27 protein-coding genes are annotated in these 25,472 nt (G+C 64.9%); 26 read left to right on the top strand and 1 reads right to left on the bottom strand.

Features of this window, described 5'->3' with window-relative positions; translation table 11 throughout:
- The first annotated feature begins 9 nt into the window (after positions 1 to 9).
- The 21 genes from AC1ROB_RS19560 to AC1ROB_RS19460 all read left to right on the top strand — a co-directional run bounded on the left by AC1ROB_RS19560 (position 10) and on the right by AC1ROB_RS19460 (position 19,713).
- The gene (locus AC1ROB_RS19560; protein ID WP_492969435.1) at positions 10 to 834 is read left to right on the top strand and encodes a sugar phosphate isomerase/epimerase family protein; all 825 of its coding nucleotides are present in this window, start codon (positions 10 to 12) and stop codon (positions 832 to 834) included.
- Positions 834 to 2,270 (top strand): enolase C-terminal domain-like protein, encoded by a 1,437-nt coding sequence (locus AC1ROB_RS19555; protein WP_492969436.1) that lies wholly within the window; start codon positions 834 to 836, stop codon positions 2,268 to 2,270. Before AC1ROB_RS19560 ends, AC1ROB_RS19555 begins: the two co-directional genes overlap by 1 nt.
- 17 nt (positions 2,271 to 2,287) lie before the next feature.
- Complete coding sequence (locus tag AC1ROB_RS19550; protein ID WP_492969437.1) at positions 2,288 to 3,442, top strand: Gfo/Idh/MocA family protein; 1,155 nt, start codon at positions 2,288 to 2,290, stop codon at positions 3,440 to 3,442.
- Positions 3,443 to 3,465: 23 nt separating this feature from the next.
- Complete coding sequence (locus AC1ROB_RS19545; RefSeq protein WP_492969438.1) at positions 3,466 to 4,632, top strand: dihydrodipicolinate synthase family protein; 1,167 nt, start codon at positions 3,466 to 3,468, stop codon at positions 4,630 to 4,632.
- Positions 4,629 to 5,465, top strand: coding sequence for a sugar phosphate isomerase/epimerase family protein (locus AC1ROB_RS19540; protein ID WP_492969439.1), 837 nt, complete (start codon positions 4,629 to 4,631; stop codon positions 5,463 to 5,465). Before AC1ROB_RS19545 ends, AC1ROB_RS19540 begins: the two co-directional genes overlap by 4 nt.
- Before the next feature lie 162 nt (positions 5,466 to 5,627).
- Positions 5,628 to 6,185, top strand: a complete 558-nt coding sequence (locus AC1ROB_RS19535) for a dTDP-4-dehydrorhamnose 3,5-epimerase family protein (protein ID WP_492969440.1) — start codon at positions 5,628 to 5,630, stop codon at positions 6,183 to 6,185.
- Positions 6,186 to 6,202: 17 nt separating this feature from the next.
- On the top strand, positions 6,203 to 7,096 hold the full coding sequence (locus AC1ROB_RS19530) for an urease accessory protein UreD (RefSeq protein WP_492969441.1): 894 nt from the start codon (positions 6,203 to 6,205) through the stop codon (positions 7,094 to 7,096).
- A gap of 314 nt (positions 7,097 to 7,410) precedes the next feature.
- Positions 7,411 to 8,676 (top strand): urea ABC transporter substrate-binding protein, encoded by a 1,266-nt coding sequence (gene urtA / locus AC1ROB_RS19525; RefSeq protein WP_492970751.1) that lies wholly within the window; start codon positions 7,411 to 7,413, stop codon positions 8,674 to 8,676.
- 116 nt (positions 8,677 to 8,792) lie between these two features.
- A complete protein-coding gene (gene urtB / locus AC1ROB_RS19520) occupies positions 8,793 to 10,724 on the top strand; it encodes an urea ABC transporter permease subunit UrtB (RefSeq protein WP_492969442.1) in 1,932 nt (643 codons plus the stop codon).
- On the top strand, positions 10,717 to 11,904 hold the full coding sequence (gene urtC / locus AC1ROB_RS19515) for an urea ABC transporter permease subunit UrtC (protein ID WP_492969443.1): 1,188 nt from the start codon (positions 10,717 to 10,719) through the stop codon (positions 11,902 to 11,904). Before urtB ends, urtC begins: the two co-directional genes overlap by 8 nt.
- A gap of 53 nt (positions 11,905 to 11,957) precedes the next feature.
- Entirely contained in the window at positions 11,958 to 12,728 is a 771-nt protein-coding gene (urtD, locus tag AC1ROB_RS19510; protein WP_492970752.1) for an urea ABC transporter ATP-binding protein UrtD, read from the top strand.
- A gap of 3 nt (positions 12,729 to 12,731) precedes the next feature.
- A complete protein-coding gene (gene urtE / locus AC1ROB_RS19505; RefSeq protein ID WP_492969444.1) occupies positions 12,732 to 13,427 on the top strand; it encodes an urea ABC transporter ATP-binding subunit UrtE in 696 nt (231 codons plus the stop codon).
- 35 nt (positions 13,428 to 13,462) lie between these two features.
- Positions 13,463 to 13,765, top strand: coding sequence for an urease subunit gamma (locus AC1ROB_RS19500; RefSeq protein ID WP_492969445.1), 303 nt, complete (start codon positions 13,463 to 13,465; stop codon positions 13,763 to 13,765).
- Positions 13,766 to 13,782: 17 nt separating this feature from the next.
- The gene (locus AC1ROB_RS19495) at positions 13,783 to 14,088 is read left to right on the top strand and encodes an urease subunit beta (RefSeq protein WP_492969446.1); all 306 of its coding nucleotides are present in this window, start codon (positions 13,783 to 13,785) and stop codon (positions 14,086 to 14,088) included.
- Positions 14,089 to 14,102: 14 nt separating this feature from the next.
- The gene (gene ureC, locus AC1ROB_RS19490; RefSeq protein WP_492969447.1) at positions 14,103 to 15,866 is read left to right on the top strand and encodes an urease subunit alpha; all 1,764 of its coding nucleotides are present in this window, start codon (positions 14,103 to 14,105) and stop codon (positions 15,864 to 15,866) included.
- Between the two features lie 92 nt (positions 15,867 to 15,958).
- Positions 15,959 to 16,591: an urease accessory protein UreE gene (locus tag AC1ROB_RS19485; RefSeq protein ID WP_492969448.1), complete on the top strand. Its 633-nt coding sequence runs from the start codon at positions 15,959 to 15,961 to the stop codon at positions 16,589 to 16,591.
- Positions 16,512 to 17,255 carry an urease accessory protein UreF gene (locus AC1ROB_RS19480; protein ID WP_492969449.1) on the top strand — a complete coding sequence of 248 codons (744 nt, stop codon included), beginning with the start codon at positions 16,512 to 16,514 and terminating at the stop codon, positions 17,253 to 17,255. The genes AC1ROB_RS19485 and AC1ROB_RS19480 overlap by 80 nt, the downstream gene beginning before the upstream one ends.
- Positions 17,252 to 17,866, top strand: a complete 615-nt coding sequence (gene ureG, locus AC1ROB_RS19475; protein WP_492969450.1) for an urease accessory protein UreG — start codon at positions 17,252 to 17,254, stop codon at positions 17,864 to 17,866. The genes AC1ROB_RS19480 and ureG overlap by 4 nt, the downstream gene beginning before the upstream one ends.
- 20 nt (positions 17,867 to 17,886) lie before the next feature.
- On the top strand, positions 17,887 to 18,288 hold the full coding sequence (locus AC1ROB_RS19470) for a DUF805 domain-containing protein (RefSeq protein ID WP_492969451.1): 402 nt from the start codon (positions 17,887 to 17,889) through the stop codon (positions 18,286 to 18,288).
- A 59-nt stretch (positions 18,289 to 18,347) separates the two neighbouring features.
- Positions 18,348 to 19,178: a helix-turn-helix domain-containing protein gene (locus tag AC1ROB_RS19465; protein ID WP_492969452.1), complete on the top strand. Its 831-nt coding sequence runs from the start codon at positions 18,348 to 18,350 to the stop codon at positions 19,176 to 19,178.
- An 82-nt stretch (positions 19,179 to 19,260) separates the two neighbouring features.
- On the top strand, positions 19,261 to 19,713 hold the full coding sequence (locus AC1ROB_RS19460) for a nuclear transport factor 2 family protein (protein WP_492969453.1): 453 nt from the start codon (positions 19,261 to 19,263) through the stop codon (positions 19,711 to 19,713).
- 2 nt (positions 19,714 to 19,715) lie between these two features.
- Here the strand turns inward: AC1ROB_RS19460 and AC1ROB_RS19455 are convergent, their stop codons facing one another.
- A complete protein-coding gene (locus tag AC1ROB_RS19455; RefSeq protein ID WP_492969454.1) occupies positions 19,716 to 20,585 on the bottom strand; it encodes a hypothetical protein in 870 nt (289 codons plus the stop codon).
- A 241-nt stretch (positions 20,586 to 20,826) separates the two neighbouring features.
- Here AC1ROB_RS19455 and eda point away from each other — a divergent pair, with 241 nt between their 5' ends.
- From eda to AC1ROB_RS19430, 5 genes are all read left to right on the top strand, one after another.
- Complete coding sequence (gene eda / locus AC1ROB_RS19450) at positions 20,827 to 21,483, top strand: bifunctional 4-hydroxy-2-oxoglutarate aldolase/2-dehydro-3-deoxy-phosphogluconate aldolase (protein WP_492969455.1); 657 nt, start codon at positions 20,827 to 20,829, stop codon at positions 21,481 to 21,483.
- Between the two features lie 16 nt (positions 21,484 to 21,499).
- On the top strand, positions 21,500 to 21,751 hold the full coding sequence (locus AC1ROB_RS19445; RefSeq protein WP_492969456.1) for a DUF1272 domain-containing protein: 252 nt from the start codon (positions 21,500 to 21,502) through the stop codon (positions 21,749 to 21,751).
- Between the two features lie 3 nt (positions 21,752 to 21,754).
- On the top strand, positions 21,755 to 23,251 hold the full coding sequence (gene glpK, locus AC1ROB_RS19440; RefSeq protein ID WP_492969457.1) for a glycerol kinase GlpK: 1,497 nt from the start codon (positions 21,755 to 21,757) through the stop codon (positions 23,249 to 23,251).
- Positions 23,248 to 24,237, top strand: coding sequence for a dienelactone hydrolase family protein (locus AC1ROB_RS19435; protein ID WP_492969458.1), 990 nt, complete (start codon positions 23,248 to 23,250; stop codon positions 24,235 to 24,237). Before glpK ends, AC1ROB_RS19435 begins: the two co-directional genes overlap by 4 nt.
- A 192-nt stretch (positions 24,238 to 24,429) precedes the next feature.
- Entirely contained in the window at positions 24,430 to 25,293 is an 864-nt protein-coding gene (locus AC1ROB_RS19430; RefSeq protein ID WP_492969459.1) for a flagellin, read from the top strand.
- Positions 25,294 to 25,472 lie beyond the last annotated feature (179 nt).

Raw genomic sequence — 25,472 nt, 5'->3', positions numbered from 1 at the left:
ATACCTGAAATGCGCGTCTCGCTCTGTAACGAAGTCCTCAGTCCCATGCCCTTCGCCCAGCAATGCACGCTGGCGGCGGAGCTGGGCTATGACGGGCTGGAAATCGCGCCCTTCACGCTGAGCGACGAACCGCTCTCCTTGAGTGCCGCCGAGCGCCGGGTACTGCGCCGCACCGTGGAAGAGGCGGGGCTGGCGGTCACCGGCCTGCACTGGCTGCTGGTGACGCCGAAAGGCCTGTCGATCACCGATACCGATCCCGCCGTGCGCCGCCGCACCCGAGAGATGATGCAGGGTCTGTGCGATCTCTGCGCCGATCTCGGCGGCCGCTACCTGGTGCATGGCTCGCCGGCGCAGCGCCAGCTGCCCGACCGCGACATCCATGCCGCCAAGGGCTATGCGCTGGAAGCCTTCCGCCATGCCGCCCGCGCCGCTGAGAAGGCCGGCGTGATCTACTGCCTGGAACCGCTGTCGCGGCGCGAGACCAATTTCGTCAACACGGTGGGCGAGGCCATCGGCGTGGTCGAGGGCATCGCCAGCGACGCTTTCCGCACCATGATCGACTGCAGCGCCGCCGGCCTGGCCGAAGACGAGAGCGTGTCCGCGCTGATCGACCGCTGGATGCCCAGTGGCCTGATCTCGCATGTGCAGGTGAATGATCCCAATCGAAAAGGCCCCGGCCAGGGCGATATGGATTTCGTGCCGATCCTCGCGGCGCTGAAGCGCCACGGCTATGCCGGCGATATCGGCGTCGAGCCCTTCGTCTACGAGCCCGATGGCCCCGGTGTCGCCGCCCATGCCATCCGCTACCTCCGCGACCTGATGGAGGCGGCGTGATGGCTGCCGCACCCGTCTTCACTATTGGCGATATCCAGCTCTTCGAGCGGCCCGTCACCCTGCGCCTGCCCTTCCGTTTCGGCGTGGTGACGCTGACCGCCGCGCCGCAGGCCTATGTACGGCTGCGCATCACGCTATCTGACGGCCGCAGCGGCTGGGGCGCGGCGGCCGAGCTGATGGCGCCGAAGTGGTTCGACAAGAACCCGGACCTGAGCAACGAGCAGAATTTCGACCAGCTCCGCCTCAGCCTGCTTCATGCCGTGAATGCCTATGCGGCCGATCCGACGCCGCGCACCGCGTTTGGCCATTCCGCCGCCCATCATGCCGCCCTGGTGACGCAGGGTGCGAAGACCGGCCTGAATGCGCTGGTGGCGTCCTATGGTCCGGCGCTGCTCGACCGCGCGGTAATGGATGCGCTCTGCCGCCTGCGCGGCGTGCCGTTCGTGGCGCTGCTGGGCAAGAACCAGTTCGGCATCGAGGCGACGGCACTGACGCCGGACCTCGCCGGTTTCGACCTCGACGGCTGGCTGGGTTCGCTCAAGGCCGTGCGCACTATCGCCGCCCGCCACACGGTCGGCCTGGTCGACCCGCTGCGCGAGAGCGATGTGGCCGCGCCGCGGCTGGATGACGGCCTGCCGGAAAGCCTGGAAGGCGCCGTGCAGCAGTATGGCCATCGCTGGTTCAAGCTGAAGGTCGGCGGCAATGTCGCCTCCGACCTCGCACGCCTGCAGGGCATCGCCGCCGTCCTCGACCAGTCGAACGAACCCTATCGCGCCAGCCTGGACGGCAACGAGCAGTATGACGACGTGAACGGCATTGCCGCGTTATGGGCGGCGATGAAGGATGACCGCCTGTTGCGCCGGCTCTGCTCCTCGATCCTCTATGTCGAGCAGCCGATCAGGCGGGCATCGGCGCTGGCCCGGCCGGTGACCACACTGGCCGCCGAGATTCCGCTGATCGTCGACGAATCCGATGCCGATTACGATGTCTTCCCCAGGGCGCGCGAACTCGGCTATCGCGGCATTTCGTCCAAGACCTGCAAGGGCATCTATCGCGCCATCCTCAATGCGGCGCGCTGTGCACACTGGAACGGGCAGGCGGGCGGCGGCTATTTCATCTCCGGCGAAGACCTGACCTGCCAGGCCGGCCTGGCCCTGCAGCAGGATCTGGCGCTGGTGGCGGCGCTGGGCCTCACGGATGTCGAGCGCAACGGCCATCACTATGTCGACGGCTTCGGCACCGCCTCGCAGGCCGAGCAGGATGCCTTCCTCGCCGCCCATCCCGATCTCTATCACCGCGACACACGCAGCGGCCGTGTGCGGCTGACAATCCGCAGCGGCAATCTCGACCTGCGCAGCACCATGGACGCCGCCGGCCTTGGCGCGGCGGCTGAACCCGACTGGGGCGATCTCGCCCCCATGACACTCGAATCGTGAAAGAAGGACTGAAGACCATGAGCAAGGATATCCGTCTCGGCATCATCATGAACGGCGTCACCGGACGCATGGGCATGAACCAGCATCTGATCCGTTCGATCTGCGCGATCCGCAAGGATGGCGGCGTGGTGCTGAAGAACGGCCGTCGCGTGATGCCCGATCCGATCCTGGTCGGCCGCAACCTCGACAAGGTGGCGCGTCTGGCCAAGCAGCATGGCATCGAACGCTATACCGACGATCTGGACGCGGCGCTCAAGAACAAGGACGACACGCTGTTCTTCGATGCCGCCACCACCCAGGCCCGCGCCGGCCTGCTGAAAAAGGCGATGGCTGCCGGCAAGGATGTCTATTGCGAGAAGCCGACGGCGGAGAAGCTCAGCGTCGCGCTCGACCTGGTGAAGGCGGCGAAGAAATACAAGATCAAGCATGGCGTGGTGCAGGACAAGCTGTTCCTGCCCGGCCTGCAGAAGATCAAGATGCTGATCGACAGTGGCTTCTTCGGCGAGATCCTCTCGGTGCGCGGCGAATTCGGCTACTGGGTCTTCGAGGGCGACTGGCAGACGGCGCAGCGCCCCAGCTGGAACTACCGCTACAAGGATGGCGGCGGCATCATCCTCGACATGCTCTGCCACTGGCGCTACGTGCTCGACAACCTGTTCGGCGAAGTGGAAAGCGTCTCCTGCCTGGGTGCCACCCATATCAAGAAACGCTGGGACGAGAACGGCAAGCCCTACAAGGCCGATGCCGACGACGCCGCCTATGCCACCTTCCAGCTCAAGGGCGGCGTGATCGCCCAGATCAATTCCTCCTGGACCACACGCGTGCGCCGCGACGATCTGGTCACCTTCCATGTCGATGGCACGCTGGGTTCGGCGGTGGCCGGCCTCACCAGCTGCCGCACGCAGTCCCGTGTGAACACGCCGAAGCCGGTGTGGAACCCCGATGTGCCGCAGACCATCGACTTCTTCGATACCTGGCAGGACGTGCCGGACAACCAGGTCTACACCAACGGCTTCCGCGCCCAGTGGGAGATGTTCATCCGCCATCTGGTCGACAACGAGCCGTTCAAGTGGACCCTGCTCGAAGGCGCCAAGGGCGTGCAGCTCGCCGAAGCCGGCCTGAAGAGCTGGAAGGAACGCCGCTGGATCGACCTGCCCGAGTTGAAGGTCTGATCCGAGTCTGAAGGAGTTTCGCCATGGCGATCATGCTCAACCTGCCGGATGCTCCCGGCCATATCAGCCCCTACCGGCTGAAGACGCCGAAGGCCTTCCCGGTTTCGAAGCCGCCATTCAGCCGTATTGCTTTTGCTGCGGCCCATGTGGTGGCCGATCCGCTGGCCGAGCATGATCCCTGGCTGACCCCGGCCATCGACTGGGAGCGCACCATCGCCTTCCGCCGGCATCTCTGGTCGCTCGGCTTCGGTGTGGCCGAGGCCATGGACACCGCCCAGCGCGGCATGGGTCTGGACTGGAACGATGCGCAGGAATTGATCCGCCGCTCGCTCGATGCGGCAAAAGACGTGCCCGGGGCTGTCGTCGCATCCGGTGCCGGCACCGATCACCTGGCGCCGGGGCCCGATGTCACCATCGATACGGTGATCCGTGCCTATGAGGAACAGTGCGCTGCCATCGAGAAGCTCGGCGGCCGCATCATCCTGATGGCCAGCCGCGCGCTGACGGCCGCAGCCAAATCGCCCGACGACTATATTAAGGTCTATGGCCGCATTCTCAGCCAGGTGAAGCAGCCGGTGGTGATGCACTGGCTGGGCGAGATGTTCGATCCCGCACTCGCCGGCTACTGGGGCAATGCCGACCATATGACGGCGATGAGCACCTGCCTGGACGTCATCGCCGCCAATGCCGCCAAGGTCGACGGCATCAAGATTTCGCTGCTCGACAAGGACAAGGAAATCGTCATGCGCCGGCGCCTGCCGAAAGGCGTGCGCATGTATACCGGCGACGACTTCAACTATGCCGAACTGATCGCCGGCGACGCGCAGGGCCATTCCGATGCGCTGCTCGGCATTTTCGACGCCATCGCGCCGGCGGCGTCTGCGGCGCTTGGCGCGCTGACCCGCGGCGATGAGAAGACCTTCCACGAGATTCTCAGCCCCACGGTGCCGCTGTCGCGCCATATCTTCAGGGCGCCGACGCGCTTCTACAAGACCGGCGTGGTCTTCATGGCCTATCTGAACGGTCATCAGGATCACTTCCTGATGGTCGGCGGCCAGCAGAGCACGCGCTCGGCCCTGCATCTGGCCGAGCTGTTCCGCCTCGCCGATGCGGCCGGGCTGCTGACCCATCCGGAGCAGGCAGCGCAGCGCATGAAGGCCGTCATGGCCGTGCACGGGATCGACGCATGAAAAAGCCCGGCCCGCTGTCGCTCAACACCGCCACCGTGAAGGAACAGTGGTCGCTGCAGCAATGCATCGAGGGCTGCGCCCGCCATGGCATCACCGGCATCTCGCCCTGGCGCGACAAGCTGGCGGAATACACCACCGCGAAAGCCGCGAAGCATATCCGCGATGTCGGGCTCACCGTCACCGGCCTGTGCCGCGGTGGTATGTTCCCCGCGGCGGATGCCGCCGGCCGCCAGGCGGCGATCGAGGACAACAAACGTGCGATCGATGATGCGGCGGCGCTGAATGCGCAATGCCTGGTGCTGGTGGTGGGCGGCATGCCCGCCGCATCGAAGGATATCGCCGGGGCGCGCAGCCAGGTGCAGGATGGCATCGCCGCCGTGCTGGAGCATGCCCGGGCCGCGAACGTCCCGCTGGCGATCGAGCCGCTGCATCCCATGTATGCCGCCGACCGCGCCTGCGTGAACACGCTGGGGCAGGCGCTGGATCTCTGCGATGCGCTGGGGTCCGGTGCGAACGACACCCATCTGGGTGTTGCCGTCGACGTCTATCACGTCTGGTGGGATCCGCAGTTATCCGCGCAGATCAAACGGGCGAACAAGCGCGTGCTGGCCTTCCATGTCTGCGACTGGCTGGTGCCGACCACCGACCTGCTGCTGGACCGCGGTATGATGGGCGATGGCGTGATCGATATTCCCGCGATCCGCACCATGGTCGAAGGTGTCGGCTACACCGGCTTCTGCGAGGTCGAGATCATGTCCACCAACAACTGGTGGAAAAAGGATGCCGACACCGTGCTGAAGACCTGCGTCGAGCGCCACGCGACGGTGGTCTAACCTCGTCGAGGTCTGGGCGCCCGCTTTCGCGGGTGCGACAAAAATATTTTCGTCACGCCCGCGAAAGCGGGCATCCAGACGGATCAGTCGGGATCTCGCCCTTGATTCGACGGCGATGCACCCGCCATGATGGGGCGCCCCGTTCTCTCGCCCGGTTCATCCATGTTCAAAGCCAAACCGCTGTCGATCCCCGGCCTGTTGGAGCTGTTTCCGGCGACCGTGATGAATACGCGCGGCTGGATCAGCGCCGTGCATAACGAGGCCCTGCTCGGCGGCCTGGGGATTCACGACCGCTTCGTCGACGACCGCATTGTCTATGCCGACAAGGCCGGCACGGTCGGCGGCCTGCGCTACCAGATCGAACCGGCGCGGCAGGCCATCATGCTGCGGGTGCTGCGCGGCAGCCTGTTCGTCGCCGCCGTCGATGTGCGTCGCAGTTCGCCCACCTTCGGCCGCCATGCGACGCTGGTCATCACCTATATGAGTGCCAACCAGTTCTACGCCATGCCGGGCTTCGCCATCGGCTGGTGCAGCCGCGAACCGGCCACCGAAGTTCTGGTCAAGGCCAGCGCCGATCATGTGCCGCATCTGCAGCGTGGCATCGACTGGCGCGACCCGGCGCTGAAGATCGACTGGCCGGTGCGTGCCGCCGACGCCATCATCGAGCCGGGCGATGTGGATCAGCCGCAGCTGTTGGAACAGACCGACCTGCTGGAATGACCGGGACACCCGCATCCTTGATAACCGAGTCCGGCGAGTCCGGGCGGCTGCAGCGGGCCGATGGCGCGCTGACCTTGCGGTTTGATGCCGACAGTGCCGGCATCACCCGGCTGGCCGATCTGTACCAGCGCGATCCCTGCCGCGCCCTGCTGCCGGAGCCCGATCCGGGCGAGCCGCGCACCGCCGTGCTCATCACCACGGCCGGCGGTCTCACCGGCGGCGACCGGCTTGCGGTGGATGTTTCCGTCAGCACCCAAGCCACGGCGCTCTGCACGCCGCAGGCGGCGGAAAAAATCTACCGCTCGCCCGGCAATGCGGCGGTCATCGATATCCATATGGGCATCGCTGCCGGCGCGGCGCTGGAATGGCTGCCGCAGGAAATGATCCTGTTCGACGGCGCGCAGCTCCGACGCAGCATCAGTATCGACCTCGCCGGCGATGCACGCCTGCTGGCTGGCGACATCACCGTCTTCGGCCGCACGGCGCGCGGCGAACGCTTCAGCCATGGCGGCCTGTTCGACCGCTGGCAGGTTCGCCGCGACCATCGCCTGGTCTGGACCGATGCCACCCGGCTGGCCGACGACATTGCCGCCCGGCTCGACCACCCCGCCGGGTTCGATGGCGCGGTGGCCCAGGCCCTGATCCTCTATCGCGGGGCTGGCGACGCTCCGGCGATGCGCGACCGTCTGCGCGGCCTGCTGGCCGAAGCGCCCGAGGGCACGGTGGCCGATGCCACAGCCGGGGCCACAATCGGCGCCACGGTCGGCGCCACCGTGATCGACGATCTGCTGCTGGTCCGCCTGCTGGATCGCGATGCCGTCCGCCTGCGCCAGGCCTTTGCTATCCTCTGGGCCGCCCTGCGGCCCGGCCTGGCCCTGCCGGGGCGGATGCCCCGCCTCTGGCGGCTCTGACCGGAACTGATTCAAAGAGAGTCACTGCGCCTATTTTTTGCACTCACGCCGGCAATGGCCTCGAAAGCGTGCACATAAAACAGGCATGGTCCGGTTTGGTACGCGTACGACCAAGGTCGGGTCGCCCGCCCCGGTAGGTATCGCAGGCCTGTCATATTGCGGCGCGGAATCAGCATATTACCCCCGGTATTGGCCCATGCTTTGCGGGTATGCCCGGCTTGGCACGCTCCTTGCCATTTCCTTTCCGTCTGGTCGCGCCCTGGGGGGGCCGGCCCAAGCAGGAGAGGAATACAATGAGCAAGTTCATGCGGACGATGGCCGCGGCAGGCGCCATGCTGGGCGCAGTCGCCGCCGGCCAGGCCCAGGCTCAGGACACGATCAAGGTCGGCGTCCTGCACTCGCTGTCGGGCACCATGGCGATTTCCGAGACGACCCTGAAGGACACGGTCCTGATGATGGTCGACGACATCAACAAGAAGGGCGGTCTGCTCGGCAAGAAGGTCGAGGCCGTGGTGGTCGATCCGGCCTCCAACTGGCCGCTGTTCGCCGAAAAGGCGCGCGAGCTGATCTCGAAGGAAAAGGTTTCGGTGGTCTTCGGCTGCTGGACCTCGGTGAGCCGCAAGTCGGTTCTGCCGGTCTTCGAAGAGCTGAACAGCATGCTGTTCTACCCCGTCCAGTACGAGGGCGAGGAAAGCTCGAAGAACGTGTTCTACACCGGCGCTGCTCCGAACCAGCAGGCCATTCCCGCTGTCGAATACCTGATGAGCAAGGAAGGTGGTGAAGTCAAGCGCTGGGTGCTCGCCGGCACGGACTACGTCTATCCGCGTACCACCAACAAGATCCTCGAAGCCTTCCTGAAAGCCAAGGGCGTTAAGCAGGAAGACATCATGATCAACTACACGCCGTTCGGTCATTCCGACTGGCAGACGATCGTAGCCGACATCAAGAAGTTCGGCACCGCCGGCAAGAAGACCGCCGTGGTTTCGACCATCAACGGCGACGCCAACGTTCCCTTCTACAAGGAACTGGCCAATGCGGGCATCAAGGCCTCCGACATTCCGGTGGTCGCCTTCTCGGTCGGCGAGGAAGAACTCGCCGGCATCGACACCAAGAACCTCGTCGGCCATCTCGCCGCTTGGAACTACTTCCAGTCGGTCAAGAGCCCGGTCAACGACGCGTTCATCAAGCAGTGGAAGACCTTCATCAAGGATCCGAAGCGCGTGACGAACGATCCGATGGAAGCCACCTATATCGGCTTCAAGATGTGGGCCCAGGCTGTCGCCCAGGCCGGCACCACCAACGTGGATGCCGTCCGTCAGGCGATGTATGGCCAGAAGGTCAAGGCGCCGGGTGGTTTCACCTCGGTGATGAACACCAACCACCATCTGTCCAAGCCGGTGCTGATCGGCGAAATCCGCCCCGACGGCATGTTCAACATCGTCTGGCAGACCAAGGGCCCGGTGAAGGCCGACGCCTGGTCGAAGTACATCCCGGAAAGTGCCAAGCTGACCGCCGACTGGACCTTCCCGTGGGTCTGCGGCAACTGCGAGAAGCCGAAGTATGCGGCTCTGGCCAACTAAGGCGTAAAGCGTAACGCATGGCATCCGGTCCCTCCCTTCGCCGCAATGCGAGGGGAGGGATTTGGAGCGCCCAATCAAAAACAATCCGTCCCGTCATCGTTCAGGCCATCGTAAAAATGACCCGCTTTCTGCCTATTCTGATGGTCGCGTTGATGCTGACCCTGCTGGCGATGCGCCCTGCGGCCGCCCAGGATCTGACAACCACGCTCAGCGGCCTGACCGAGGCCGACCCCAAGCCCGCCATTGCGGCGCTGACCGCCAGCGACGATGACAAGGCCAAGGCGGCGCTCGCCGCGCTGGCTGCCGGCAACCTCTATCTCCGCATCTCCGACAATGCGGTGGTGATCGGCGAAAAGGATGGCGACATGATCGTCGTCACCAATGCCGCCACCGGCGATGTCGAAGACATGCTGAAACCCGAAGACCTGCAGGCCATCGCCCTGCCCGACGATGCCAAGTCGCTGCTGGCCGCGGCCGCCGGTGATGCGCAGGCATCCGGCCCGGTCGATTTCGCCACCGCCGTGAATGGCCTTAAGGCCGACAGCTTCGCCGACAAGGCCAAGGCGATTGCAGCGTTGAGCGCGCTGGGCGATGCCCGCGCCGTGCCGGCCTTCCAGGCGCTGGCCGATGGCCGCCTGTTCACCCGCAAATCCGACGGCCTGCTGGTGATCGGCAGCGCCAGCGGCAACGATATCGCGCTCACCGATGCCGTCACCGGCGAGAAGCTGGGCATTGTGGCGCCGGCGACGCTCGATCCGCTGTTCGTCAACAACAACCTGCGCAACACGCTGCGCGAAGCCATCGGCCGCCTGGGTCTGGCCAGCAGCGATCCGGCCGTGCGCCGCTCGGCGGCGGCAGCCCTGCTCGACAGTCCGGCGCCGGAAGCCGTGGCGCTGCTGCGCGAGGCCTATGCCAAGGAACAGAATGCCAGCGTCAAATCGGCGATGGCGCTGTCGCTGGCCGCCACCGAGTTGAGCGACCCTGACAAGTCCAAGCGCATCCTGGCCATCCAGACCATGAGCGGCACCGCCGAGCTGCGGGTGCGCTCGCTGCTGCAGGCCCGCCTCAACCAGGAAACCGATACGGAAGTGAAGGCCGCGCTGACCAAGGCTTTCGACACCATGCAGACCAAGATCACGCTGTTCTCCTATGCGGAGAATTTCGTGCAGGGCATCTCGCTGGGCTCGGTGCTGCTGCTGGCCGCCGTCGGCCTCGCCATCACCTTCGGCGTCATGGGCATCATCAACATGGCCCATGGCGAAATGATCATGCTGGGTGCCTATTCGGCTTATGTGACGCAGGAAATCTTCCGCGCCCTGCTGCCGCCCTCGTGGATCGGCGCCTATCTGCTGGCCGCGCTGCCGGTCGCCTTCCTGGTCGCTGCCCTCGTCGGCATCGCCATCGAGCGCGGCATCATCCGCTGGCTCTATGGCCGGCCGCTGGAAACCATGCTGGCCACCTGGGGCGTCAGCCTCTGCCTGCAACAGGCGGTGCGCAGCATCTTCGGTGCCACCAACAAGGAGGTCGCCAATCCCAGCTGGATGACCGGCGCCATCGATGTGGCCGGCGGCCTCGCCGTCACCTGGAACCGCGTCTACATCATCATCTTCTGCTTCGCCGTGCTCGGCCTGATCGCGCTGATCCTCAAGCGCACCAGCTTCGGCCTGCATATGCGTGCCGTCACGCAAAACCGCCAGATGGCCGCGGTGATGGGCATTCCGACGGCCCGCGTCGATGCGCTCACCTTTGCCCTGGGGTCGGGCATCGCCGGCATGGCCGGTGTGGCGCTCAGCCAGATCGGCAACGTGTCGCCCAATCTCGGCACCATCTACATCGTCGACAGCTTCCTGGTCGTCGTCTTTGGCGGCGTCGGCAGCCTGATGGGCACCCTGGTCGGCGCGCTGACGCTCGGCGTGGTCAACAAGATCCTCGAACCCGTCGCCGGTGCGGTGCTGGGCAAGGTGGTGGTGCTGGTCTGCATCATTCTCTTCATCCAGAAACGCCCGCGCGGACTCTTCGCGGCGAAGGGGCGCTCCGCCGATGCTTAATCCGCAGAATGGGCTTGAGGACCTGAAGACTCTCGCCAAGCCGCGGCCGCTGCTCAGCCGCACCGGCTGGGCCGCCTTCCTCGCCATTGGCTTCGTGCTGATCGTGGTCGTGCCGCTGCTCAATATCCTGCCGGGCCGCGGCAGTTTCGCGCAGCTGCCGGATTACCTGATTCCGCTGCTCGGCAAATACGCCTGCTACGCCATCCTGGCGCTCAGCCTCGATCTGGTCTGGGGTTATGCCGGCATCCTCAGCCTCGGTCATGGCGCCTTCTTCGCGCTCGGCGGCTATGCCATGGGCATGTACCTGATGCGCCAGATCGGCACCCGCGGCGTCTATGGCAATGCCACGCTGCCCGATTTCATGGTCTTCCTGAACTGGAAGGAACTGCCCTGGTACTGGCAGGGCTTCGACAGCTTCCCCTTCGCCATGCTGATGGTGCTGCTGGCGCCTGGCATCCTGGCGCTGGTGCTGGGCTGGTTCGCCTTCCGCAGCCGCGTCACCGGCGTCTATATCTCCATCGTCACCCAGGCGATGACCTTCGCCCTGCTGCTGGCCTTCTTCCGCAACGACATGGGCTTCGGCGGCAATAACGGCCTCACCGATTTCAAGGATATCCTCGGCTTCCCGATCCAGGCCGCCTCCACCCGCATCGGGCTCTATGTCATCTCGATTATCGTGCTGGGCCTGTGTTTCCTGCTCTGCCGGTTTGTCACGCTGTCCAAGCTCGGCCGCGTGCTGCTGGCGGTGCGCGATGCCGAAAGCCGCGTGCGCTTCCTCGGCTATTCGCCAACATCCGCCAAGCTCTTCGCCTTCGTGCTCTCGGCGCTGCTGGCCGGCATTGCCGGCGCGCTCTATGTCCCGCAGGTCGGCATCATCAACCCGAGCGAATTCTCGCCGGCCAATTCCATCGAGATCGCCATCTGGGTGGCGGTCGGCGGCCGCGGCACGCTCTATGGCGCCATCCTCGGCGGCGTGGTGGTCAACCTGGTCAAGACCTGGCTGACCGGCGCGGCGCCCGAACTCTGGCTCTTCGTGCTCGGCGGCCTGTTCATCGCCAGCACGCTGCTCTTCCCCAAGGGCATTGTCGGCCTGCTTGGCCAGTGGAAGGCCTGGCGCGACGAAAAACGCGCCTATGCCCTGAATGAAAAAGCGCCCGTGGCCGAAAAGGCAGGTGAATGATGCGTCCTGCCATGCCGCCCCCCTCGCCACTGATCGAACAGGCCACCGCCGGCATGGCGCCCGCCGTGGTCGACCGCCCGCGCGTCTCCGATACCCAGCTCTATCTGGATGGCGTTTCCGTCTCCTTCGATGGCTTCCGCGCCATCAACAACCTCGCGCTGATGGTTGCCCCTGGAGAGCTGCGTACGATCATCGGCCCCAATGGTGCCGGCAAGACCACGATGATGGATATCATCACCGGCAAGACCAAGCCTGACTCGGGCGAGGTGCTGTTTGCCGGCCGCGTCGATCTTACGAAACTCGATGAAGTCGAGATCGCCAATCTCGGCATCGGCCGCAAGTTCCAGAAACCGACGGTGTTCGAGAACCTGACCGTGTTCGAGAATTTCGAGCTGGCGCTGAAATCGGCGCGCGGCGCCTGGAAGACCCTGCTCGGTCGATTGAATGCTGAGGCGCTCGACCGCATCGCCTGGGCCCTGCACACGGTGGGCCTGGAAACCAAGATCCGCGACCAGGCCGGCGCGCTCAGCCATGGCCAGAAGCAGTGGCTGGAAATCGGCATGCTGCTGGTGCAGGACACCCAGCTCATTCTGCTTGATGAACCGGTCGCTGGCATGACCGATGCCGAAACCAAGCAGACCGCCGAACTGATCCTGACGCTGAAGGGCGAGCGCACCCTGGTGGTGGTTGAGCACGACATGGAATTCGTGCGCGATCTCGGCGCCAAGGTCACCGTGCTGCATGAGGGCAGCGTGCTGTCGGAAGGCACGGTCGATCATGTGCAGAACGATCCGCGCGTCATCGAAGTCTATCTGGGACGCTAGAGCATGCTGCAGGCGGAAAACCTCAATCTCTATTACGGCGCCAGCCACGCCCTGCGCGATGTCGGCGTCAGTGCCGAACCCGGCAAGATCACCTGCGTGCTCGGCCGCAACGGCGTCGGCAAGACCTCGCTGATGCGGGCGCTGGTCGGCTTGCAGACGGTGCGCTCGGGCAAGGTGATCTGGGAAGGCCAGGACATCACCGCGCTCAAGCCTCATGAGCGGGCCCGGCGTGGCATCGCCATGGTGCCGCAGGGCCGCGAGATTTTCGCCCGTCTCAGCGTCTACGAGAATCTGCAGACCGGCATGGCGCCGCTCCCCAGAGCCGAACGCCGGATCGAGGACGAGATTTTTGCGCTGTTCCCGGTGCTGCACGAGATGCGCAACCGGCGCGGCGGCGACCTTTCGGGGGGACAGCAGCAGCAGCTGGCGATCGCGCGGGCCTTGGTCACGCGGCCCCGGCTGCTGCTGCTGGACGAACCGACCGAGGGCATCCAGCCTTCGATCATCAAGGATATCGGCCGGGTCATCCGTGAACTGGCCAATCGCGGCACCATGGCCATCGTGCTGGTCGAGCAGTATTTCGACTTCGCCAAGGCGCTCACCGACCGCTTCATCCTGCTGCAGCGCGGTGAAGTCGTGGTGGAGGGTGATGCCGCAAGACTGGATGCAGACGACGTCCGCCGCTATCTTACCGTCTGACATCGCCATCTGGTTTTGAGGGGAGGGGAGCTGTCATGAATCTGACGCCCCGCGAAAAGGACAAACTGCTGGTCGCCATGGCGGCCACCGTCGCCCGCCGGCGCCTGGAGCGCGGCGTCAAGCTCAACCACCCCGAAGCCGTGGCCCTGATCACCGATTATGTGGTGGAAGGCGCCCGCGACGGCCGCTCGGTGGCCGATCTGATGCAGGCCGGCGCCACCGTCATCACCCGCGCGCAGGTGATGGACGGCATTGCCGAGATGATCCACGAGATCCAGGTGGAAGCCACCTTCCCCGACGGCACCAAGCTGGTGACCGTGCATAACCCGATCCGCTGACGGAAAGGCGCGCGCCCATGATCCCCGGCGAAATCATCACGGCACCTGGCGAGATCGAACTGAATGCCGGCCGGCCCACGGTCACGCTGGAGATCGCCAATACCGGCGACCGGCCGATCCAGGTCGGCAGCCATTACCATTTCTTCGAGACCAATCCGGCGCTGAAATTCGACCGCGACAAAGCCCGCGGCATGCGGCTCAACATCGCCGCTGGCACCGCCGTGCGTTTCGAGCCCGGCCAGACCCGGCAGGTGACGCTGGTCAGCTTCGCCGGCAAGCGCGAGGTCTACGGCTTCCGCGCCGATATCATGGGCAAGCTGTAAGAGGGGATGGAGAGATGACCAACCGCATTCCCCGCAAGGCCTATGCCGGCATGTACGGCCCCACCGTGGGCGACAAGGTGCGGCTCGCCGATACCGACATCATCATCGAGGTGGAAAAGGACTTCACCTCGATGCCGCCGACGGCGAAGGCCGGGCAGGGTGGTTACTCGGCGAACACGCCGCTCTATGGCGAAGAAGTGAAATTCGGCGGCGGCAAGGTGATCCGCGACGGCATGGGCCAGAGCCAGGTCACCAATGCGGCCGGCGCGGTGGATACGGTCATCACCAATGCGCTGATCCTCGATCACTGGGGCATCGTGAAGGCCGATATCGGCCTCAAGAACGGGCGTATCGCGGCCATCGGCAAGGCCGGCAATCCCGATATCCAGTCCGGCATCGATATCATCATCGGCCCGGGCACCGAAGCCATTGCCGGCGAAGGCAAGATCATCACCGCCGGCGGTTTTGACGCGCATATCCATTTCATCTGCCCGCAGCAGATCGAGGAAGCGCTCTATTCCGGCGTCACCACCATGATGGGCGGCGGCACCGGCCCGGCGGCCGGCACCTCGGCCACCACCTGCACGCCCGGGCCCTTCCATATCATGCGCATGCTGCAGGCGGCCGAAGCCTTCCCCATGAATATCGGCCTGCTCGGCAAGGGCAATGCGGCCAAGCCGGACGGCCTGGTCGAACAGATCCGCGCCGGTGTCTGCGGCCTTAAACTACATGAGGACTGGGGCACCACGCCGGCCGCCATCGACAACTGCCTGACCGTGGCCGACGAATACGACGTGCAGGTGGCGATCCATACCGACACGCTGAACGAAAGCGGCTTCGTCGAAGACACGATTGCTGCTTTCAAGCACCGCACCATCCATGCCTTCCATACCGAAGGTGCGGGCGGCGGCCATGCCCCCGATATCATCAAGGTGGCGGGGCTGGCCAATGTGCTGCCCAGCTCGACCAACCCGACCATGCCCTACACGGTCAATACCGTGGACGAGCATCTCGACATGCTGATGGTCTGCCATCATCTCGACCAGCGCATCCCGGAAGACGTGGCCTTCGCCGACAGCCGCATCCGCCGCGAGACCATTGCGGCCGAAGATATCCTGCACGATCTCGGCGCGTTTTCGATGATGTCGTCGGACAGCCAGGCCATGGGCCGGGTGGGCGAGGTGATCATCCGCACCTGGCAGACCGCCGACAAGATGAAGAAGCAGCGCGGCCGTCTGCCGGAAGAAAAAGGCGACAACGACAATGTGCGCGCCAAGCGCTACATCGCCAAATACACCATCAATCCGGCGCTCTCCCATGGCGTGGCGCATGAGATCGGCTCGGTGGAAGTCGGCAAGTTCGCCGATCTGGTGATCTGGTCGCCGGCCTTCTTCGGCGTGAAGCCCGATATGATCCTGAAGGGCGGCAGCATCGCCGCCGCCCCGATGGGCGATCCCAATGCCTCGATCCCGACGCCACAGCCGGTGCATTACCGCCCGATGTTCGCCAGCTTCGGCCGCAACATGGTGCAGTCGAGCCTCACCTTCGTCAGCCAGGCCGGCATCGAGGCCGGCATCGCGCAGGCCTTCGGTCTGCAGCGGCCGCTGGTGGCGGTGAAGGGCACGCGCAAGGTGACCAAGAAGGACATGGTGCATAACGCCTATATGCCGGTGATCGAGGTCGATACCGAGACCTATGTGGTGCGCGCCGACGGCAAGCTGCTGACCTGCGAGCCGGCCAAGGAACTCGCCATGGCGCAGCGGTATTTCCTGTTCTGATGTTTTGTGTCGTCGTCCCCGCGAAAGCGGGGACCCAGAATCGCAGAAAGACTGGATGCCCGCTTTCGCGGGCATGACGAGGGAGAGAAGCAGTGCTGAAATCACATGACGTCATCCCCGCGACCAAGTGGCCCGCATCCGAGCGCCGCGCCACGGTCACCTTGGCGCATCACGACCGTCATCGCCGCCGCATCCGTCTCACCGCCGATGACGGCACGGCCTTCCTGCTCGATCTGGCCGAGGCCACAGTGCTGCGCCATGGCGACGGACTGAAGCTGGAGACCGGCGGCTATATCGAGGTGCGGGCGGCGCCCGAACAGCTGATCGAAGTCTCGGCGCCGACGCCCGAGCTGCTGGCGCGGCTCGCCTGGCATCTGGGCAACCGCCATCTTCCTGCAGAAATTAAAGCGGACTGCATCCTGATTCGCGACGACCATGTCATCGTCGAGATGCTGAAGGGCCTCGGTGCCTCGGTGCAGGCGGTCGATGCGCCCTTCGATCCCGAAGGCGGCGCCTACGGCCAGCACAATCACGATCCCTCGCATCCTTACGGTCTGGGCTCGCGCTACGGCAAGGGCGGCGAACAGGCCGGTGGTCACAGCCACAGTCATGACCACGGGCATGGCCACAGCCACGATCACGGTCATGACCACGCGCACGATCATGATCATGGCGACGGCCATCACAGTCATGATCACCACCACGACCATGACCACAAGCACTGAGCTTTACCGGCTGCTGGCCTGGTTCTCGCCGAGCTATCCGATCGGCGCCTTTTCCTACAGCCACGGACTCGAATACGCGGTCGAGACCGGCCGCATCAAAACCGCCGCCGATCTTTCGCAGTGGATCGGCCATATCCTGCGCCATGGTGCCGGCTGGGTCGATGCCGTGTTGCTGAAGGAAGCCCATGCGGCGGCCGATGACGCGGCAAAGCTCGACGACCTCTGCGACCTGGCCGCCGCCTGGCGCGGCACGGTGGAGATGGCGCTGGAAAGCGGCCAGCAGGGCGGCTCGTTCCTGAGCGTCACCCGCGCCGCCTGGGGCCATCCCGCCCTCGATGCCTTTGCGCAGCTGCGCAGCGAGAAACCGACGCCGCTCTGCATCGTCATCGGCGTTGCCGCTGCCGCGCACGGCCTCGACATTGCCACCGTGCTGGCCGCCTATCTGCACGCCTTTGCCGCCAACCTGGTCTCGGCCGCGGTGCGCCTGATCCCGCTGGGCCAGACCGATGGCCAGCGCGCGCTGAACGCCCTGATGCCGGTGGTCGATGCCGTTGTGCCTTGCGCGCTGGCCTGCGCGCTGGAAGACTGCGGCACGGCAGCCCCCATGGTCGATCTCACATCCATGCTGCACGAAACCCAGTATACGAGGCTGTTCCGCTCATGAGTTCTTCCAATCCTCTTCGCGTTGGCATCGGCGGCCCGGTCGGTTCGGGCAAAACGGCGCTGGTCGAGCGGCTGTGTCGCCACCTGCGCGACGACTGGAATATCGCCGTCGTCACCAACGACATCTACACCAAGGAAGACGCCGAATTCCTCACCCGCGCCAATGCGCTGGCGCCCGAGCGCATCGCCGGCGTCGAGACCGGCGGCTGCCCGCATACCGCCATCCGCGAAGACGCCTCGATCAACCTGGCGGCTGTCGCCGACATGCAGAAGAAGTTTCCCGGCCTCGACGTCATCTTCGTCGAATCCGGCGGCGACAACCTGGCCGCCACCTTCTCGCCCGAACTGGCCGATATCACCATCTATGTGATCGACGTCTCCGCCGGCGACAAGATTCCGCGTAAAGGTGGCCCCGGCATCACCCGCTCGGACCTCTTGGTGATCAACAAGATCGACCTGGCGCCTCTCGTGGGCGCCGATCTCGGCGTGATGGATCGCGACTCCAAGAAGATGCGCGGCCAGCGGCCTTTCATCTTCGCCAATCTCAAGGCCCAGCAGGGCGTGGCCGAGATCGCCGACTTCATCCTGAAAAGCGGCGGCCTGAAGGAATAAATAAAAAAGGAAACGACATCATGTCGAAACCTGTTTTCGAAGACCTGTTCCGGCTGTCCGGCCGCCGCAACCGCAAATCCTATTTCCTCTACTGCCTCGCCTATTTCGTGGTGATGCTGGTGCTGTGGGGCGTGATCGGCGCGCTGGCCATCGGCGGTGATACCGAGGACGATCTCACCGGCACCGGCCTCGCGCTGGTAATCCTCGGCGGCCTGGTCACACTGGTGATCATGGTGTCGTCCTGGGCGGTCGGCGCCCAGCGCTGCCGCGATTTCGGCTGGACAGGCTGGGCGCTGCTGATCGTGCTGCTGCCCTTCATCGGCTGGATTTTCGGCTTCGCCATGTTCTTCATCCCGGGCACCCTCGGTCCCAACCGCTACGGCCCCGACCCGCTCGGGCCGGCTGTCCTGCCCGCTGCCTGATCCCCGATTGACCTCAGAGGTTATTGTCGGGCTTACCTCGCAGGCCTAGCATGCGCCCCATGAGCGGCAGCGCAGCCACGGCACGCCTCAGTCCCGCCGGTCCGGATTTCCCCGACCTGCTGCGGCACTGGCGCGGCCTGCGCCGTATGAGCCAGCTCGGCCTGTCGCTGGAAGCCGGCATTTCCACCCGCCATCTCTGCTTCCTCGAAAAGGGCAAGTCGCGCCCGAGCCGCGAGATGGTGACGCTGCTCTCGCATGTGCTGGATATCCCGCTGGATGCGCGCAATGCGCTGCTGGTCGCCGCCGGCTATGCCCCGGCCTTCAGCGCCGGCAGCCTGGCCGCGCCGGAACTGGCGGCGGCGCAGCGCGCGCTGGATTTCATGCTGGCCCAGCAGGAACCCTATCCGGCCCTGGTGCTGGACGAGGGCTGGACCATCCGCCAGCGCAACACCGCTGCCGTGAAGGTCTTCGGCGCCATGCGCGAGGCCTATACGCTGCCGCCGGCGCTGGCGCAGAATGCCATGCATATCCTCTGTCATCCCGGCGGCCTGCGGCCCTTCCTGCTGAACTGGGCCGAATTCGTCGGCGCCTTCCTGCAGGTGCTGCAGCGCGAGGCCAGCCAGGGCCTGAACGGCGCCGCGGCCCGCCTGCGCGACGAGCTGCTCGCCTATCCCGACATGCCCGCCGTCTTTGCCGATGCGCCGATGCCAGACGGACCTATGACGGTGATGCGCCTGCGGCTGGGCGCCGAGGTGCTGTCCTTCTTCGTCACGCTCACGACCTTCGCGATGCCACGCGATGTGACGTTACAACAGGTCAAGATCGAAGGATTCTTCCCGGCCGACGACGCCACCGCCGAGGCGGCGCGCCGGATGGCTGCCGTGGATTGATCTCCCCAATTGACCTCTGACGTCATTGTTTCGCCGCACCGGCCTTTGGCATGGTCCCCGCAGATCGAACACGGAGACCATCATGCCGACCGACCCGCTCACCACCCTGCGCAGCCTGAATGCCAGGTTCATCCATAATTTCGTCACCAACGACGTGGCATCGCATGACGCGCTGATCCACGAGCGCTTCGTCTACATCGCCTCCAGCGGCGCACGGGTCGAACGCGCGCCCTATCTGGCCGCCTGGGCCACCGGCTTCGACCCCGCCGTGATCCTCTACTGGGATTACCGCGACGAGCGTATCGAGATTTTCGGCGACACCGCGCTGGTTTGCTCTACCAACCGCTGCACGCGGCTGCAGGACGGCGTGGAACACACCGGCATGACCACCTATACGGACATCTATATCCGTGAAGACGGCCTCTGGCGCTGCATCCAGGCCCAGATCACCACGCTGCAGCCGGGGCATTGGCCCGGCGACGACACCATCGTGCGCAAATACATCCGTGGCGTGATGCAGCCGGCCTTGGTCTAGCGTCAGGGGAGTTTCGAGTTTAGGGCTTTGTCCAGAAAGTCCTGCAGAATATTGCGCTGCAAGTAATCAATGCTTTCGGGAATCATGCGTCGCGCGATCTTTGCGAGAAGCAAATGCCAGAGATTATCGTGTAACAGCATCTCACACGCATAGCTGTAGAATTTGATGTGGCGTAATCCGGAGAACTGATTGGCGTAATATCGCTCGATCGGATCCTGCGGCACGCCCAGCTGCTCATAAAACGCGATACGTTCATACCCCTGATATACTTCGATCCGGATGTCGACATACCGAACGGCGTCGGATGGAGAAGTCATCGGTCTGCGTTGCAAAGCATAAGTCACGCTGATCGGTGTGGTGTCCGGTGGCGAGGGAACCGGGTGTGGTGTGCGAATAGAGCCGAAACCACGCTTAAGGGGTTGCAGCATGCTGTTGAACTGCTGCAGGAATGAGTTCGTAGCTGGAATCTTGAAGTAGGTGGGAATGCTGCTTCCCGCCATATCAAACATGGCAACCGTCAGCAGCGGGCCAAAGGGATTGATCGAGACATCTTCGTCCGCAAGCCCATATCCGCGAGCCGTACCATAGAGATTGAAGTAATCCTCGCGTGTGAATTGCGCCGGCCGAATGATCTCGGCGGTCACGCTGGGTTTGTAGACAAGAATGGCCGGCAACTTGAGTAGTGTCGTATTCAATCCCACCAAGGGGGCAATGACGACGAAGGCGAGGAACTTGCCGGCCCTTGTCGGCACTAGGCAGGCCACAGCCATTGCAAGCAGAAGGCTGGAGAGAGTCGGGATCGCTGCTCCCGTCAGGATGAAGGCCAGTCCGCCAAGCGATCCGCTGAGGGGGTGCAGGAAGAGGATATACAACCCAGCCAATCCTACGGCTGAGAGAGCCAGCTTGAGGCTCAATGGGAGTGGGGCGACCCAACGGAGAATGTACGCTTTCATGGATTGCGATATTCGCTTGACCAACATCTGATGGCAATCAGCTTCGCCTGTCGCAATCCTGACCAAAGTCCGGGCCTGAATCAATCGCGGTTCCGCGCCCGAACCAGTAGCTTTCCCGCGCGGGCCCCGGCTATCCTGCTAAAAAACAGCGGGAGGACCCATGCCGGATACGAGTGCAGAGCGCAACGCGGCCCTGGATGCCATTCTGGGCCAGGTGCCGGTGATTCCCGTGCTGGTCATCGAGGACGCGGCCACCGCCGTGCCGCTGGCCCGGGCGCTGGTGGCGGGCGGCGTCACCGTGCTGGAAATCACGCTCCGTTCGGCCGCGGCGCTCGATGCCATCAAACGCATCGCCGCCGAGGTGCCCGAGGCCAGGGTTGGCGCCGGCACGGTGCTCAATCCGGCGCAGTTCGCAGCGGCGCAGCTTGCCGGCGCGCAGTTCGTCATCTCGCCCGGCGCCACCGAGGCTTTGTATTTCACTGCCAAGGATACCGGCCTGCCCTATCTGCCGGCGGTGGCCACGGCGTCTGACGTGATGCGCGCGATGGAGCATGGCTTTGCCCGCGCCAAGTTCTTCCCGGCCGAAAGCAGCGGCGGCATTCCCGCTTTGCGCAGCCTGGCCGGGCCGTTCCCCGCCATGCGCTTCTGCCCCACGGGGGGTATTACGGAAGCCAACCTGCGCAGCTACACGGCGTTGCCCAATGTCTTCGCGGCCGGCGGATCGTGGCTGGCACCGAAAGAGCTGGTGCAGAAGGCCGACTGGGCCAGCATCACCGCCATTGCGAAAAAAGCCATCGCCACCGCCCAAGGGCAATAACCGGGAGTCTAGGCTCATGCTCGAACTGCGCCCGAACTGCGAATGCTGCAACATCGATCTCGCGCCCGATGCGGAGAACGCGATGATCTGCACCTTCGAATGCACCTTCTGCCGTGACTGCGCCGACAATACCTTGAAGGGCATCTGCCCGAACTGCGGCGGCAACCTGGTCAGCCGGCCGATCCGTCCGGCCGCCAAGCTGACGAAATTCCCGGCCAGCACCAAGCGCGTGTTCAAGGCGGAAGGCTGCGACGCAGCCGCAGAGTAGGTCATGTCGAAATACGTCCTCGCCATCGACCAGGGCACGACATCGAGCCGCGCCATCGTCTTCGATGCCGCCGGTCTGCCGGTCGCCACCGCGCAGACCGAGCTGCGGCAGCATTACCCGGCCGATGGCTGGGTCGAGCATGATGCCGAGGATATCTGGCGCGACGTTTGCCAGGTGATGCGCGAGGCGGTGGCGAAAGCCGGCCTGCGCGGCACCGATATCGCGGCCATCGGCATCACCAACCAGCGCGAAACCACCGTGGTCTGGGAACGCAGCAGCGGCCGTCCGATCCACCATGCCATCGTCTGGCAGGATCGCCGCACGGCCGAGGTCTGCCGCCGCAAGGTGGCCGATGGCGTCGGCAGCCTGGTCCAGGCCAAGACCGGCCTGCTGGTCGACAGCTATTTCTCCGCCACCAAGATCGCCTGGCTGCTGGATAACGTGCCGGGTGCGCGGGCGCGGGCGGAAAAAGGCGAGCTCTGCTTCGGCACCATCGATTCCTTTCTGCTGTTCCGCCTGACCGGCGGCCCGGGAAAGACTGGTGTTCATGCGACGGACGCCACCAATGCCTCGCGCACCATGCTGTTCGACATCACGGCACAGGACTGGGACGACACGCTGCTGCAGGTTTTCAACGTGCCGCGCGCCCTGCTGCCGAAGGTGCAGGATTGCAGCGGCCTGTTCGGCGCCAGCACGACCGAGATTCTCGGCCATGCCATCCCCATCACCGGCATTGCCGGCGACCAGCAGGCCGCCACCTTCGGCCAGGCCTGTTTCCAGCCCGGCATGGTCAAATCCACCTATGGCACCGGCTGCTTCGCCCTGGTCAATATAGGCAGCAAACCCGTGCAGTCGAACCACCGCCTGCTCACCACGGTGGCTTACAGATTGAACGGCAAGGTCACCTATGCGCTGGAAGGCTCGATCTTCGTCGCCGGCGCCGCCGTGAAATGGCTGCGCGACGGGCTCGGCATCGTCGGCAGCGCCGCCGAGACAGCAACACTCGCGGCCAGCGCGCCGGAAAACCACGGCGTCTATCTGGTGCCGGCCTTTGTCGGCCTGGGCGCGCCCTACTGGGACCCCGATGCGCGCGGTGCGCTGCTTGGCCTCACGCTCGATGCCGGACGCGCACATATTGCCCGCGCCACGCTGGAATCGGTGGCCTACCAGACCCGCGACCTGACCGCGGCGATGAAATCCGATGGCGCGCCGGCGCCGGCCGCCATCCGTGTCGATGGCGGCATGGTGGCCAATGACTGGCTCTGCCAGTTCCTCGCCGACATGCTGAATGTCGCGGTCGAACGCCCGAAGGTGATCGAGACCACGGCGCTCGGCGCCGCCTATCTCGCCGGTCTGGCCACCGACGTCTATGCCGGGCTGGATGCGGTGGCCTATGGCTGGCATTGCGAGCGCCGCTTCGAGCCGCGCATGAATGCCGCGATGCGGGCCCAGCTCTACGAGGGCTGGCAGAAGGCGGTCCAGCGCGTGCTGACGAAATGATGCGTTCCGTCGCCGCCGTGTTGCTCGGCCTCCTGCTCGCCGGCTGCGTCACCACCGCGGATCGCGCCAGCATCCAGACCGGCGAACGCGTCACCTGGGACAGCGTCGCCTGCACCGGCCAGCCGGTGATCTGCAACCGCCTGCCGGGTGTCGGCTATCTCTTCCGGCCCAAAGAGGGCATGGCCACGGCGCTGGTGCTGGTCAGCCATGGCTCGCAGGGGCTGGATTCGCGGCTGTTCGAATATGCCGATGCGCTGCGCAAGGACGGCTTCGCCGCCCTGGTGATCGATCACTGGTCGCCGCGCGGCATCAGTGTCACGCATAACGACTACGTCGCCGCTGCGCTGAAGGGCGGCAACGAACTCAACATGGCCTTCGACAGCCTGACGGCCGCCGCCTGGGCGCGCGGGCAGGGCTTTGCGAAGATTGGCAGCATCGGCGAATCCCAGGGCGGCGGCGCGGCGATCACGCTGGTGCAGAAATGGGCGCATGAGATCGTCGACCGCAATGTCACGCGGCTCTATGGCCGGCCGTTCCGGGTGCAGCCGCTCGAGGCGGTCGTCGGGCTCTACGGCTATTGCGGCATCCGCAACGTGACGCGCGATGCTTACGTCGCGTCGCCCTTCCTGTTCGTCACCGGCGCCGAGGATGACGAGACGCCGAGCCGCTACTGCGAGCGCTACGTGCCGTGGATGAACGGGCGCGGCGGCCGTGCCGACATCGTCGTGCTGCCCGGCGTCGGCCACAGTTTCGACGCGCCCTACCGGCGCATGCGCAACACCACCGGGCCGCATTATGCGAAATGCGACCTGCTGGTCGAGGCCGACCGCGTCACCGAACTGAACAGCGGCGCCAGCATGCCAGGCCAGGATACGCGGGCGCTGATGGCACGCTGCGTCAGCACCGGCTACCACAGCGGCTATCACGGCGACCGCTTCATTGCCGTGCCGCACTGGAGCGGCTTCTTCCGCCAGCATCTGCTGTGAGTGTGGTTAACAAAACCGCGCCGTATTAACCTTAACAGCGCTGCGGTTTCGCGCCGTCTGCTGAAGATTCAGATTGCGGGCGGCATAACCCTCAGGTACAAAAATTGTCATACGCCGCGAGAAACGCGGTGTCGCAGGCTCCGGCCTGCCCTGGACATACATACGAAGGGCCCGCAGAAGGGGGCGCCGACGATGGGCAATACGGTTAACACAAACGCGGGTGCATTAACTGCACTTTCGGCGCTGCGCGGCGGCAATATCGCGCTCGACGTTACCTCCAAGCGGGTGATGACGGGTTTGCGCGTCGCCGATGCCAGCGACGATGCCGCCATTTTCGCCGCCGCCCAGGATACCCGCAGCAAGATCAAGGCCTATGCCTCGGTGCAGTCTTCGCTGTCGTCGGGCTTCGCGCTCGGCGAAGTCACGATGGCGGCGATCGAGAGCATCTACAAGGTGGTGGGTTCGATCCGCGCCAAGATCGCCAATCTGGCGGATGGCTCGCTGGCCCCGGCGCAGCAGGATGTCTACCGCAACGACGTGGCCAAGCTGATCGAGCAGATCAACACCTATATCGGCCAGGCCACCTACAACTCGAAGAACATCCTGCGCGGCGATGGCGTGGCCGCGCCGATCACCTTCGTCGCCGATGTGTCGGGCTCGCTGCTCAGCTACTCCACCACCCATGCGCTCGACGACGATGTGGAAGAACTGCTCGGCCCTTCGGTGGTGACAGTATCGACCACCGATGTGACCGAAGCGCTGAGCGGCCTGCCGCCCGATACCGCCACGGCGCTGACCAGCCTGCGCGCGTTTGAGAACCGCCTGCTCGATGTCACCCAGACGGTCTCGGCGCAGAAGCGCGCCATCGACCAGCAGCGTAGCTTTGTCTACAACCTGTCGGAAGCGATGACCGGCGCGCTCGGCGCCCTGGTCGAAAGCGATCTGGCGGCGGAGAGCGTGAACCTGCAGTCGCGCCAGGCGGCCAAGCAGCTCAATCTCGAAGCCCTCGCCATCGCCAACCAGCAGCCCAGCGTGCTGCTGCGTCTGCTGGGGTAAGGGCGCTCCATCACCTCCCATCGTCATGCCACGCTGGCGTGGCATCCACGACTTTCTCTTTTGGCGCGTCTAGCAAGGACGTGGATGCCACCGCTGACGCGTTGGCATGACGGTGCGGGCAGGGGGACGGCGGCGCGCGCTCAGCCCGCCACGTAGATCAGCAGCACGCTGCTGCCGCA

Source organism: Ferrovibrio sp. GW821-FHT12F09 (assembly GCF_058806775.1).
This window is presented reverse-complemented; position numbering and strand designations above follow the sequence as displayed.

What these genes read in the sequence shown, in the direction of transcription:
- AC1ROB_RS19560 (WP_492969435.1), top strand. Translation starts at nt 10, where the DNA reads ATGCGCGTCTCGCTCTGTAACGAAGTCCTCAGTCCCATGCCCTTCGCC.
- AC1ROB_RS19555 (WP_492969436.1), top strand. Translation starts at nt 834, where the DNA reads ATGGCTGCCGCACCCGTCTTCACTATTGGCGATATCCAGCTCTTCGAG.
- AC1ROB_RS19550 (WP_492969437.1), top strand. Translation starts at nt 2,288, where the DNA reads ATGAGCAAGGATATCCGTCTCGGCATCATCATGAACGGCGTCACCGGA.
- AC1ROB_RS19545 (WP_492969438.1), top strand. Translation starts at nt 3,466, where the DNA reads ATGGCGATCATGCTCAACCTGCCGGATGCTCCCGGCCATATCAGCCCC.
- AC1ROB_RS19540 (WP_492969439.1), top strand. Translation starts at nt 4,629, where the DNA reads ATGAAAAAGCCCGGCCCGCTGTCGCTCAACACCGCCACCGTGAAGGAA.
- AC1ROB_RS19535 (WP_492969440.1), top strand. Translation starts at nt 5,628, where the DNA reads ATGTTCAAAGCCAAACCGCTGTCGATCCCCGGCCTGTTGGAGCTGTTT.
- urtA (WP_492970751.1), top strand. Translation starts at nt 7,411, where the DNA reads ATGGCCGCGGCAGGCGCCATGCTGGGCGCAGTCGCCGCCGGCCAGGCC.
- urtB (WP_492969442.1), top strand. Translation starts at nt 8,793, where the DNA reads ATGACCCGCTTTCTGCCTATTCTGATGGTCGCGTTGATGCTGACCCTG.
- urtC (WP_492969443.1), top strand. Translation starts at nt 10,717, where the DNA reads ATGCTTAATCCGCAGAATGGGCTTGAGGACCTGAAGACTCTCGCCAAG.
- urtD (WP_492970752.1), top strand. Translation starts at nt 11,958, where the DNA reads ATGGCGCCCGCCGTGGTCGACCGCCCGCGCGTCTCCGATACCCAGCTC.
- urtE (WP_492969444.1), top strand. Translation starts at nt 12,732, where the DNA reads ATGCTGCAGGCGGAAAACCTCAATCTCTATTACGGCGCCAGCCACGCC.
- AC1ROB_RS19500 (WP_492969445.1), top strand. Translation starts at nt 13,463, where the DNA reads ATGAATCTGACGCCCCGCGAAAAGGACAAACTGCTGGTCGCCATGGCG.
- AC1ROB_RS19495 (WP_492969446.1), top strand. Translation starts at nt 13,783, where the DNA reads ATGATCCCCGGCGAAATCATCACGGCACCTGGCGAGATCGAACTGAAT.
- ureC (WP_492969447.1), top strand. Translation starts at nt 14,103, where the DNA reads ATGACCAACCGCATTCCCCGCAAGGCCTATGCCGGCATGTACGGCCCC.
- AC1ROB_RS19480 (WP_492969449.1), top strand. Translation starts at nt 16,512, where the DNA reads ATGACCACGCGCACGATCATGATCATGGCGACGGCCATCACAGTCATG.
- ureG (WP_492969450.1), top strand. Translation starts at nt 17,252, where the DNA reads ATGAGTTCTTCCAATCCTCTTCGCGTTGGCATCGGCGGCCCGGTCGGT.
- AC1ROB_RS19470 (WP_492969451.1), top strand. Translation starts at nt 17,887, where the DNA reads ATGTCGAAACCTGTTTTCGAAGACCTGTTCCGGCTGTCCGGCCGCCGC.
- AC1ROB_RS19465 (WP_492969452.1), top strand. Translation starts at nt 18,348, where the DNA reads ATGAGCGGCAGCGCAGCCACGGCACGCCTCAGTCCCGCCGGTCCGGAT.
- AC1ROB_RS19460 (WP_492969453.1), top strand. Translation starts at nt 19,261, where the DNA reads ATGCCGACCGACCCGCTCACCACCCTGCGCAGCCTGAATGCCAGGTTC.
- eda (WP_492969455.1), top strand. Translation starts at nt 20,827, where the DNA reads ATGCCGGATACGAGTGCAGAGCGCAACGCGGCCCTGGATGCCATTCTG.
- AC1ROB_RS19445 (WP_492969456.1), top strand. Translation starts at nt 21,500, where the DNA reads ATGCTCGAACTGCGCCCGAACTGCGAATGCTGCAACATCGATCTCGCG.
- glpK (WP_492969457.1), top strand. Translation starts at nt 21,755, where the DNA reads ATGTCGAAATACGTCCTCGCCATCGACCAGGGCACGACATCGAGCCGC.
- AC1ROB_RS19435 (WP_492969458.1), top strand. Translation starts at nt 23,248, where the DNA reads ATGATGCGTTCCGTCGCCGCCGTGTTGCTCGGCCTCCTGCTCGCCGGC.
- AC1ROB_RS19430 (WP_492969459.1), top strand. Translation starts at nt 24,430, where the DNA reads ATGGGCAATACGGTTAACACAAACGCGGGTGCATTAACTGCACTTTCG.